General features: G+C 67.7%; 10 protein-coding genes. 1 reads left to right on the top strand and 9 read right to left on the bottom strand.

Annotated elements, in window-relative coordinates; all coding sequences use genetic code 11:
- The 9 genes from NBW84_RS14400 to NBW84_RS14440 all read right to left on the bottom strand — a co-directional run.
- Positions 1-1065, bottom strand: a 1065-nt coding sequence (locus NBW84_RS14400) for a cytochrome P450 (RefSeq protein WP_250285241.1), incomplete at its 3' end; no start/stop codon positions are given.
- Positions 1062-1508 carry a PaaI family thioesterase gene (locus tag NBW84_RS14405; protein ID WP_250285242.1) on the bottom strand — a complete coding sequence of 149 codons (447 nt, stop codon included), beginning with the start codon at positions 1506-1508 and terminating at the stop codon, positions 1062-1064. The genes NBW84_RS14400 and NBW84_RS14405, both read right to left, overlap by 4 nt.
- 72 nt (positions 1509-1580) lie before the next feature.
- Positions 1581-3320 (bottom strand): fatty acyl-AMP ligase, encoded by a 1740-nt coding sequence (locus tag NBW84_RS14410; RefSeq protein ID WP_250285243.1) that lies wholly within the window; start codon positions 3318-3320, stop codon positions 1581-1583.
- A gap of 58 nt (positions 3321-3378) precedes the next feature.
- Positions 3379-4656 carry a cytochrome P450 gene (locus tag NBW84_RS14415; protein ID WP_250285244.1) on the bottom strand — a complete coding sequence of 426 codons (1278 nt, stop codon included), beginning with the start codon at positions 4654-4656 and terminating at the stop codon, positions 3379-3381.
- Entirely contained in the window at positions 4653-5555 is a 903-nt protein-coding gene (locus NBW84_RS14420; RefSeq protein WP_250285245.1) for a class I SAM-dependent methyltransferase, read from the bottom strand. Before NBW84_RS14420 ends, NBW84_RS14415 begins: the two co-directional genes overlap by 4 nt.
- Positions 5556-5557: 2 nt before the next feature.
- Positions 5558-5815 carry an acyl carrier protein gene (locus NBW84_RS14425; RefSeq protein ID WP_250285246.1) on the bottom strand — a complete coding sequence of 86 codons (258 nt, stop codon included), beginning with the start codon at positions 5813-5815 and terminating at the stop codon, positions 5558-5560.
- A 12-nt stretch (positions 5816-5827) separates the two neighbouring features.
- On the bottom strand, positions 5828-6832 hold the full coding sequence (locus NBW84_RS14430) for a fatty acid desaturase (RefSeq protein WP_250285247.1): 1005 nt from the start codon (positions 6830-6832) through the stop codon (positions 5828-5830).
- 289 nt (positions 6833-7121) lie between these two features.
- On the bottom strand, positions 7122-8144 hold the full coding sequence (locus NBW84_RS14435; protein ID WP_250285248.1) for a ParA family protein: 1023 nt from the start codon (positions 8142-8144) through the stop codon (positions 7122-7124).
- Positions 8141-8674 carry an RNA-binding domain-containing protein gene (locus tag NBW84_RS14440; RefSeq protein ID WP_250285249.1) on the bottom strand — a complete coding sequence of 178 codons (534 nt, stop codon included), beginning with the start codon at positions 8672-8674 and terminating at the stop codon, positions 8141-8143. Before NBW84_RS14440 ends, NBW84_RS14435 begins: the two co-directional genes overlap by 4 nt.
- A 533-nt stretch (positions 8675-9207) precedes the next feature.
- On the opposite strand from NBW84_RS14440, the gene NBW84_RS14445 reads away from it, so the two are divergent.
- Complete coding sequence (locus NBW84_RS14445) at positions 9208-10230, top strand: phosphatase PAP2 family protein (RefSeq protein WP_250285250.1); 1023 nt, start codon at positions 9208-9210, stop codon at positions 10228-10230.
- Positions 10231-10467 lie beyond the last annotated feature (237 nt).

The following is a 10467-nucleotide window of genomic DNA, read 5'->3' on the forward strand; positions in this document are numbered from 1 at the left end:
GGCGCCGAACGAGACGTTCTGGTGCGCGTTCGGCCGGTCCAGCCGGAGCTTGTCGGCGTCCGCCCCCCAGAACCGCGGATCCCGGTTGGCCGCGGCCAGGGCGGCCACCACCCACGCGCCGGCCGGGATCTCCTCGCCGTGTACGGCGAGGGGCTCGACGGTTATCCGCCGCATCAGGTGTACCGGGGTGTCGTAGCGGAGGATCTCCTCCACGGCGTTGGCGGCGAGCCCGGGCTCCTCCCGCAGCAGCCGCAGCTGGTCGGGATGGCGCAGGAGCGCGAGAATCCCGCCCGCGAGCAGGTTCATCGTGCTTTCGTGGCCCGCGATGTAGAGGAACATGACCTGGGCGACCAGTTCGTCCCCGCTGAGCACGTCGCCGTCGTGCTCGGCGGCGATAAGCGCGCTGATCAGGTCGTCGCCGGGATTGTCCCGTTTCCAGTCGGTCATGTCGCCGACGATTCCCGTCAGCTCGCGGTTGGCCGACCGGATCTCGGCCTGCAGGGCCGGGTCGGCGAGCGGCTCGAGCGCGCGCACCAGCGTTCCGGTGAGCTCACGGATACGGGTGTGCTCCACCACCGGGATGCCCAGCATCTCCGAGATCACGCTGAAGGGGAGCGGGAAGGTGAGTTCGGCGACGAGGTCCGCGCGGCCCGCATCCGCGACCCGGTCCAACGCCTGGTCGACAAGCGCCGCGATCCGCGGTTCCAGCGCGTCGACGGCACGTCGGGTGAAGGCCTTGGAGACAAGGCGGCGAAGCCTCGTGTGGTTCGGCGGGTCCTGGTCGAGGATGGCCAGCCCGCACATCAGCCGGTTCTCCTTGCCGAGCGTGCGGGAGTCGCTCTTCCACCGCGGCAGGCGTGTCAGGTGCCGCTCGTCGACGGAGTGCCCGGATCTCTGCAGTTTCGACACGTCCTCGTACCTGGACAGGATCCAGAAGCCGAGCGGATGCTCGTGGGCGGGCGCGGTGTCACGCAGTTCCGCGTAGTGGGGATAGGGATCGTCGCTGAAACCGCCGGCGAACGGGTTGAAGACGAACGCTTCCTCGGAGCTTCCTCGTGTCGTCATGATCTGGCCGCCCTGATATTGCGCATGGTCACGAAAGCGGTGGCGCAGAGTGTCTCGTCGGCCCTGTCGGCCGAATAGACCTCGGCCGCGGCGACGGTCATGACAGGGCCCGCCTTGACGACCCGGCCACGCGCGACGATTTTCTCCCCCTTCGCCGGGGCCAGGATCTTGACGGTGTAGTCGATGGTCATGTTCACCCATCCGGGTGGCAGCAGCGTGCCGGCCGCGCAGCCACCGGCGAAGTCCGCCAGCGCGCCGAGCACACCGCCCTGGACGAAGCCGTCGTGCTGCGTGAGCTCCTCCCGGTACGGCTGAATGATCTCGACGTCCCCCGGCGCTATCCGGCCGAAGGTGAAACCCAGGTGCCGCGCGGCCGGCATGTTCAGGACGGTATCCCGCACGAACCGTTCGAAGGCGGGGTTCGGCGTTTCCAGCACTGCCATGTCCAGGGTTCTCCCCGCTGGTCGACGAGTTCTTCGGGAGAGTTCTTCAGGTGCGTCCTTCGGGCGAATCCTTCAGGCGGCCGACGGTGCCGACGGTGCTGATGGTGCCGCCGGTGCCCAGGCCTCGAAACCGTTCTCCAGATAGCGCTTTCTGGCGGCAGCCCGCATGATCTTGCCGCTGCTGGTCTTCCGCAGCCGGCCCGGCAGGGTCAGCACCAGATCGCCCAGGGAAAGGTCGTGCTCCCGTACCACCGCCGCCCGGATCGACGCGGCGACGTCCCGCGCGTCCGCCTTCCGCCGTTGGTCGCCCCTGATTTCCTGCACGACGACGAGTTTCTCCCCGTCGGGGCCGGGAACCGAGAACGCGGCACACCCGCCGGATCTCAGCGCGGCGTGTGACGACTGGACGGTGTGTTCGATGTCCTGCGGATAGTAGTTCCGCCCCCGAATGATCACAAGGTCCTTCAGCCTGCCCACCACGTACAGTTCGCCGTCGACCACCAGGCCGAGATCGCCGGTGCGCAGGTAGGTACGGCCGGGCTCGCCGTCACATTCGGCCCGGAACGTGTCGGCGGTGGCCTGCGGGCGCCGCCAGTAGCCCTGTGCCACGTGCTCCCCGGCGACCCAGATCTCTCCCACCTGGTTCGCCGGGCACGGGCATTTCGTTTCAGGGTCCACGATCCGGAGCGTTTCCTCCGGAAGAAGAAGCCCGGAGCCCGCGAGGCTCCGGCCGCGGCCGTCGGCGGCCTCGGCATAGCGTCTGTCAGCGAGCGCGTCGACGTCCGCCTCGATGGTGCGCGGGCCGCGGCCCTTCTGGCTGCCGGTCACCAGCAGAGTCGCCTCGGCCAGCCCGTAGCACGGGTAGAGCGCCCGCTCACTGAAACCGAAGGGCGCGAAGGCCTCGGCGAACCGGCGCAGCGTTTCGGGCCGGATGGGCTCGGCGCCGTTGAACGCGACCTTCCAGCAGCTCAGGTCAAGCTCTGGAATGTCCCCTCTGGCGGCCCGCGTGACGCAGGCGTCGAACGCGAAGTTCGGCCCGCCGCTGGTGTGGGCACGGTACCGGGAAACAGCCGACAGCCACAGCAGCGGCCAGCGGATGAACGCCATCGGCGACATGAGGATGCTGGTCGCCCCGATCCAGAGGGGCTGCAGGACGTTCCCGATCAGCCCCTGGTCGTGGAAGAGCGGCGCCCAGCCGACGAACGTCGAGTCCCGGTCATGGCCGAATGCCCGACGTATCATCTCCTGGTTCGCGGCAAGGTTACCGTGGGAGACCACGACCCCTTTCGGGTCGGATGTGGAACCCGACGTGTACTGCAGGAAGGCGATGGAGCCCGCCGAGCAGGGCGACGGGTCGAAACCCGTCTCCGCCATGTCGGTGATCCGGTCGACCGGAAGCCAGTGCGGGACCGCGTGGACCGGCTCCAGCGCGGATCGGGTGTTCTCGACCATGTAGTTGACGGTGAGTACCGCGGCAGGCTCACAGTCCCGCACGATGCGCAGCGTCGTGTCCTGCACCTGCTGCTTGCGCGGCGGGTTGACGGGTACCGCGACGACCTGCGCATAGAGACATCCGAAATACGCGACGATGAAATCCAGGCCCGGTGGGAAAACCAGCAGTGCCCGGTCGCCGGCACCGCAGTGCCGGCCCAGCCAGCCGGCCACGGCGAGCGCTCGCGCATGCAGCTCGCCATACGTCAGGACTTCTTTTTCCTTCTCGTACTCGTCCAGGAAGACATACGCTCTGCCGGTCGGCTCGAGGGCGGCGCGGCCGCGCAGGACATCCGGGAGCAAAATTTTCTGCCGCGTCATTTTTCTTCCCCTGTCCGCGAGCGGATCCCGATCGGGCTCACCCCGGCGTCCCGGCGATTCAGACGATGCTCCTCGGCGCGACCGGGAGACTTGTCAGGCCGCGGACGATGAAACTGTGCTCCTGCCACTGGAGCTGCTCTGTCAGCAACTCCAGGCGTTCAGCGCGTCGGTACAGGTGTTCGAAGGTAACCTCCGCCTGCAGCCGGGCCAGCAGCCCGCCCAGGCAGCCGTGCATTCCGTGGCCGAAGGCGAGATGCCCCTTGGCGTCACGGGTGATGTCGAACTCGTCCGGCTGCGCGAACACCGCGGGATCGCGGTTCGCGGCGCCGAGACACAGCAGAACCTGGTCGCCTTCCCGCACCCGTTTCCCGTCGATGTCGACCTCGCGTGTCGCGAGACGTTTGGTCATCTGCAGCGGGCTGTCGTAGCGCAGCGCCTCCTCGACGGCCGCTGGCGCGAGCTCCGGGCGGCGGCGCAGGAGAGCGTCCTGCGCCGGATGCTGGAGCAGCGCGAGCAGGCCGTTCCCGATCAGGGATTTCGTGGTCTCGTTGCCGGCGACAAAGCACATGATGCACACGAAGACGAGCTCTTCGTCGCTGAGCCTGTCGCCGCCGGCGGTCCGCGCGGCGAGCAGCTGGCTTATCAGGTCGTCGCCCGGCCAGGACCGGCGCTCGGCAATCACCTCGTCCAGGGCCCGCGCGAACATTTCGACGACATCGCACACCCGGGTGAAGTCCGCGGCCTTCATCAGCCCCGGCTCGAGCAGGAAACGGATGTCATGCGTCCACTGGCCGACGTGTGCGCGCAGATCCCCTGGGAGCGCCATCCAGTCGCACAGGACCGTGACCGGCAGGGGCGCGGCGAAGTCGGTGACGGCGTCCATGCCACCGTCGTCCCAGGCCCGCTGTATCAGCTGTTCGACAGCCCGCGAGACACGGGGACGGAGCCTGTCGATTTCCTGCGCCGTGAACACCCGGTTCACCAGCCCGCGCAGCCGGGCGTGGTCCGGGTTGTCGGTGAAGACGAGCGACTTCCTGCCCAGCCGCCCGATGAGCGCCACGTTGTCCTGCTGCGACAGCCGGCTCGCCTGCCGGCTGATCAGCTCGGGTATGAGCCCGGCGCTGAAGGTACGGTCGCGCAGGACGCCCTGTACGTCGGTATACCGCGTGAGCACCCACATGCCCAGTGCCCGGTGAACGGGCTGGGTGTCGCGAAGCTGCCGGTAGAGCGGGTAGGGGGAACGCCGGAACTCGGCGCTGAAGGGGTTGAAACGGACTGCCGCCGGCGCCGGCCCGATGGTGCTGGCAGCCGCCGCGCCGGGTGTCTCCACCGTCATCCCGCCCGCCCCCCACGGCTGTCGAAGTATCCGCTCCGGAAAGGCTGAAGAACGATTCTGAACAGGCAGATCTTTCCCATCCGGAAGCCGAGGGCGGACAGCTTCAGATAGCGCTCGTACCGGGCGACCACCTCCGGCCCGACGATCTGGACGGCCTCGTCGCGGTGCCGGCGCAGCCGGCGGGCCCACTCCTCGCACGTCCAGGCGTAGTCGAGCCGCCCGTTGCTCACCGACCGGACCTCGAAAACTCCCTCGGCCGCGGCTGTGATCTCCGCGAGTGTCGGCAGGTCGGCTTCGGGAAATATCTCCTGCTGGATGAACCCGCTCGCGTCCGCGCGGGACATGTTCGCGTATGCGATCGTCTGCAGCGACAGCACACCGTCCCGGTTCAGCCAGCCGCGGCAGCGGGTGAAGAACTCCCGGTACAGGCCGATCTTCTCGGTGGGGGAGTCCGTGGGCCGGGCGAAATGCTCGAACGCGCCGATGGATATGATCCCGTCGAAGGACGCGTCCGGCTCGTAGTGCAGCCAGTTCTCCGTACGCACCTCCACACCCGGATATCCCTGGGAGCGGACGAAGGACGCCTGCTCCTCGCTGAGGGTGAGACCGACGGACCGCTGGACCCGGTGTTCCTCCGCCAGCCGCCGCAGGACGGCACCCCAGCCGCAGCCGATGTCCAGCACGCTGCGGGCCCTCTCGGCCCGGACCGCGTCCAGGTGAAACCGCAGCTTCCGGTCCTGCGCGTTTTCCAGGGTGTCGTCCGGGCCTTCCCGGAGCGCGCACGAATAGGTCAGCGAACGGTCCAGCCAGAGGCTGTAGAACGCGTTCCCGACGTCGTAGTGGTGACGGATGGCGGCCGCCGCCCCGGTCGTCCGGCCGATGTCGGCTGATGCGGTCATGACTATGCCACGCGCTGCTGGCTCTGCTCGTACAGATATCCGGCGACCGCGTTGATGCTCGGGTTCTCGAACAACGCCTCGGGTGCCAGTTCGACACCGTAGCGTTCCTCGACCTCGATCAGCAGGGAGACGGCGAGGGCGGAGTCGACGCCCAGCCGGTCGAAGTCCGCGTCCGGATCCACCGCGTCCACCGGTACCTCGAGGAGATGCGCGACGTACTGCTGGCACCAGTCGGCAATCGATTCCTTGCTCGGCTTCAACGTGCTCGCTCCTTATGCCGCGGTGCTGGGGGCTGGCTTGCCGTTACCGGATATACGACTTGCTTTCATCCGCTCTTCGGACGGGCGCTTGACATCCCATACGAGACCGCCGAGAGAAAGCATTTTTATGAGCCAGTAACCCGGGTCGAGACGGTACCAGCTCAACCCGAAAGAAGACGAGTCGGGGAAGGCGTGATGGTTGTTGTGCCACGACTCGCCAAAGGTCAGCAGAGCGAAGATCCCGCCGTTCCTGCTGTTCTCCCTGGACTCGTACGGGTGGGTGCCGAACATGTGCAGGAAGGAGTTGATCGCCCAGATGATGTGTTCCAGGACGAACATCCGCACCAGACCGCCCCAGAAGAGGCCGCTGACCGCCCCGGCCCAGCTCAGGTAGACGAGGCCGCCGACGAGCGCGGGGATTGCGAGCCCGAGCGCGACCCAGTAGTAGTAGAGGCGGGCGACCCGGACCAGCGCGCGATTCCTGATCAGATCCGGCGCGTAGTGGACGACGTTCGGGTACTCATGGCGGCGCATCCACAGGAAATGGGAGTGGGCCAGGCCGCGTAGCCGGCCCTTCAGGCCACCGCCGGCGAGGTTCGGGGAGTGGGGGTCGCCCTCCCGGTCACTGCACTCGTGGTGCCGCCGGTGCAGAGCGACCCAGGACACCACGCCGCCCTGCCCGGCCATCGAGCCGAGGACCGCGAGCACGGCCGCGACGGACGGCGCGGCCTTGAAGGCGCGGTGCGTGAACAGCCGGTGATAACCGACGGTGACGCCCAGCCCGGTCACGATCCACATCGAGAAGAGCAGGGCGAGTTCGGTGACGCCGATCGGATGTACCGTGAGGAACGCGAGCGCGGCGACAGTACCGACGATCGGCAGGACGTCGAACAGCAGAAAATGACGACGCTGCAGGCGGTGCAGATAAGGACTGCTGATCGTCTTCCTGCGAGGAGCGGATCCGACGGTCCCGAAATCGGACTCGGGCACATGGGTCGCGGGCCGTACGCCGACCATTCTCGACCGCCCCTCCTGGGTGCTGGACCTGGGTTTCTTGAGCCGGGCCTCCCCGAATCGTAAGCTGCCGCGACCGGACACGACAGGTGTACGGGAACCGCCGATCGCAGGATTGGAATTCGCTATCGGAGGACCGTCAGCACCGAACCCGTGAGACGATCCGGCCGCTTGGAGCGTGGTCCGCCCTGATGGATCCCAAACAGGTCGGGCATGCTGGGAGGGCCGGCGGAAACCGGTGGGAGCATGCTGCTTCCCGGGTGCGCCAGGTATCGGGCTCAGGGTATCGTGCTCAGGCCTCCAGCGGCACCGACTCCAGCCGCTGTAGAAGTTCTTCGGCGAGCGATCGGAAGTCACGGTGGCATCGGCTGACGAGCGTCTGCGTACTGCCGAGCGCGCCGTCCGCGGCCCGCAGATCGAACATCGGTTTACGGGCGTCATGCGAGAGCGGCATCAGGCTCTGGTAGTTGCGTAGCGTTGCAATTTCATATGATTTTAGATTTATGTTTGCCGGCGGTTCATCCAGCACGTCCGACGCGAAGACCTGAGGAATACGGTCAAGCCACCGCTGATACGCCTTGACAGGGCGGTCCAGGCGCATCGTCGGCTGCATGATGACATAACCGAGAGGAGTCATTCGCCCGGGCGGCGCGTCGATCCTGGCCGGAAGGTCCGGGAGCACCTTGTTGTGCCAGGTCCGCCGCCACATCCGGAGGGTCGGCCCGAGGTTGCGCAGTCCTCGGAGGGAGAACAGGTCCGCCGCCAGCGGAACGAGTACGGTGTCGGCGGCAAGCAGCGCCGCCCGGTTGATCGCACCGAGGTTGGGACCGACATCGACGAGTACGACATCGGCTCCGACCTGTCGCGCGGCAATCTGAATGATCCGATGGAATGCCGTAGTCGTCCGCAGCGCGGCCGGGTCCCCGGTGAAGCCTTTGGGCCAGGCCTCGCTCAACCGGTCCTCGAACGCGCTCAACGTCAGGTCACCGGCAAGCAGCCAGAGCCCGTCCAGGATCTGTTCGGGATGGCATGGACGGATGTCTCCCATGCCTTCCATGATCGGCTTGACGGCGATGGCAACTGTGCTGGCCGTACCGGTGCTGTCCGGCCCGGCTGGGCGTGCCGGCCCGTCGGTCTCCTGCCAGATCAGCTCAAGCTTCTCTTCGTCGAGAAACGCTGCCGTCAGATTCGACTGCGGATCCAGGTCCGCGGCAAGAACGTTTTTCCCGAGTCGCTGGAGCATGTACGCGAGATGGTATGTGAGGGTGGTCTTCCCCACGCCACCCTTGTTGTTGAACAACGCCACCGAGATCACACCGTGCTCCTCAGGGTCACGGTCCACGAGGCGTCATCGACGACGAACCCGGGTCCGGGATTTCCGTTCCGGCGCAGCGCGGCCCGGATACGCCCGATACCCCGGCCGAACTGGTTGACATATCCCAGCGACTTCATCGCCGCGGCCAGCGACGGGTTCCGGTAGTCGTTGACCCGGTCGACGTTGTCGAAACGGACCGGCGGGGTCCGGGATGCGCTGACCTCGATCTGGATGACCGGTTGCCCCTGGTAGACCGCCTGGCTGACCACCATCGAAGGCCGGTCGAGGATTCTTCCCTCGTCCCGGATGCTGGTGAGCCCGAGCAGCGCCTGATCCGAAGTATCGATCTCCCTGACCGGTTTACCGGACTTGTCGACGCCAATGATCAGATGCCCGCCGCCCACCCCGGGAAGATCGTTGGCCAGGGCGCAGATCGCCTCACGGATGGCGTTGCGATCCCTGGCCTCCCGCTTGAACTCCAGGTTGGCGGTCTCCTGGGTGCCCAGGGTCATCGCAAGATCTGTTCCCATGGCGTCGATTCTGTCCTACCCGTCGCGAGAAAATGTCACCCGCGGTGGCCACGGACGTGACAGGCCACACCTCTGTCTCCCCGCACGGATCGACCGCGTGGCCCGCGTGGCCCGCGTGGCCCGCGCGGCCCGCGCGGCTCGTCGGGCGACTGTTCGCTGGTTGTGCTGGGTGGGTGAGGGAACGGTGGTCTTCTTGTCGGCCGGACGATGTAGCCTCGGTCAGGACGCGGGCAGAGACCGGACAGTCAGATCGGATGGTGGACGGATCGGGTAGCGGCGGGCAAGAGGGAGGGTTCGACGTCGCCAGCCAGTGGCCACAGGGCTGTGGGGCGTCGGGGCGGATGCCGTCCTGGTAGGCCGTCCGGTACGAGTCGCTGGCCGGTCCTCGCGGACGGCCTGGCGGCGACGATGCCGGCGCACGCGGTGACGGTTGACGTCGAGGGGATGGCTGAAGTCGAGGGCGGCCGCCCGCGATGCGCCCGGACGTGACGGCCGGACCGCTCGGTGGGCCGGATCGGAACCGGAGGGCGCGGATGGTCCATGTACGCCGCAGGTCGGACGGCCTGCCGGTGGTGTGGGTCGAAGTGACCATGATCATCATCTTCTACTACACCTACACCGCCACCCGGTCGGTGGCGGGTGGTTCCGTCCACAGCGCGCTCACCGTCGGCTGGGACATCATGCGCGTCCAGGCGGACCTGCACCTCGGCATCGAGCGCGGGCTCAACCACTGGTTGCAGGGCGTCCCCGCCCTTGCCGTGGTGTGCTGCTACTACTACGCGACACTCCACTTCATCGTCACGCCGGCTGTCCTTGTCTGGCTCTACCGCAAACGAGCGCCCCGCTACCTGGCGGCCCGGTGGACGATCGTGTGCACCACCGTGATCAGCCTTACCGGCTTCTTCCTGCTTCCCACGGCGCCGCCGCGCCTGCTCCCCGGCGCCGGCTTCATCGACACGATGGCGTCGTTCCACAACTGGGGCTGGTGGGCCGGGGACTCCAGCGCCGCGCCCAAGGGGCTCGGCGGCATCACCAACCAGTTCGCGGCCATGCCGTCCCTGCACTGCGCCTGGGCGCTGTGGTGCGGCTGGAACATCGCCCGGCTGGCCCGGCACCGCGTGACCAGGGTGCTCGGCGTCCTCTACCCGGGCGCGACGGTCTTCGTGGTGATGGCCACCGCCAACCACTATGTGCTGGACGTGCTGGGAGGCTGGTTCGCGCTCGGGCTCGGGGCCGTGGCGGCCACCGTCGTGATGCGGCTCGCACATGGGCAACGGCGGTCCCCCGGCCGTCCCGCCGGTCATGACGATCATCTCACCGGTCGTCCGGCCGACCGGGACGACGACCAGGAAGACCAGGTGGCGCAGGTGGCGCAGGGACATGCGCAGGCCGGGCAGGCGCAGGTCGGGCAGGAACAGGCGGGACAGGTCGGCGAGCCGGCTGGCGGGGCGGCCGACCAGCCTCCCCGGCAGCAGCCGCACCTTCCCCAGCCGGCCGCGATCGTCCCCGCCGGTGTTCCCACGCGCCCGGCGCTGGTGTGGCCACCCCGGGGATAGGTGGCGGCCCGGTACAGATCACAGGTATGCCGGTGTGCGAGAGTTGGCCGGCGGTAGGCCGTTCCACCCTGATCCCGTTGGCTGCCGTTGTGGGGTTACCTGGTAGGGGCTGGTGTTGGCGGCGGCGCGTCCCGGAGGCGGTTTCGGGCACGGTGCTCCCGGCCACAGTGTCCCGGCCATGATGCAATGTCCATGTCCATGTCCATGTCCATGGTGGTTCCCGGCCATCATGGTCCG

The sequence above is a fragment of the Protofrankia sp. CiP1_Cm_nod2 genome (genome assembly GCF_920664355.1).
GTDB lineage: Bacteria > Actinomycetota > Actinomycetes > Frankiales > Frankiaceae > Protofrankia.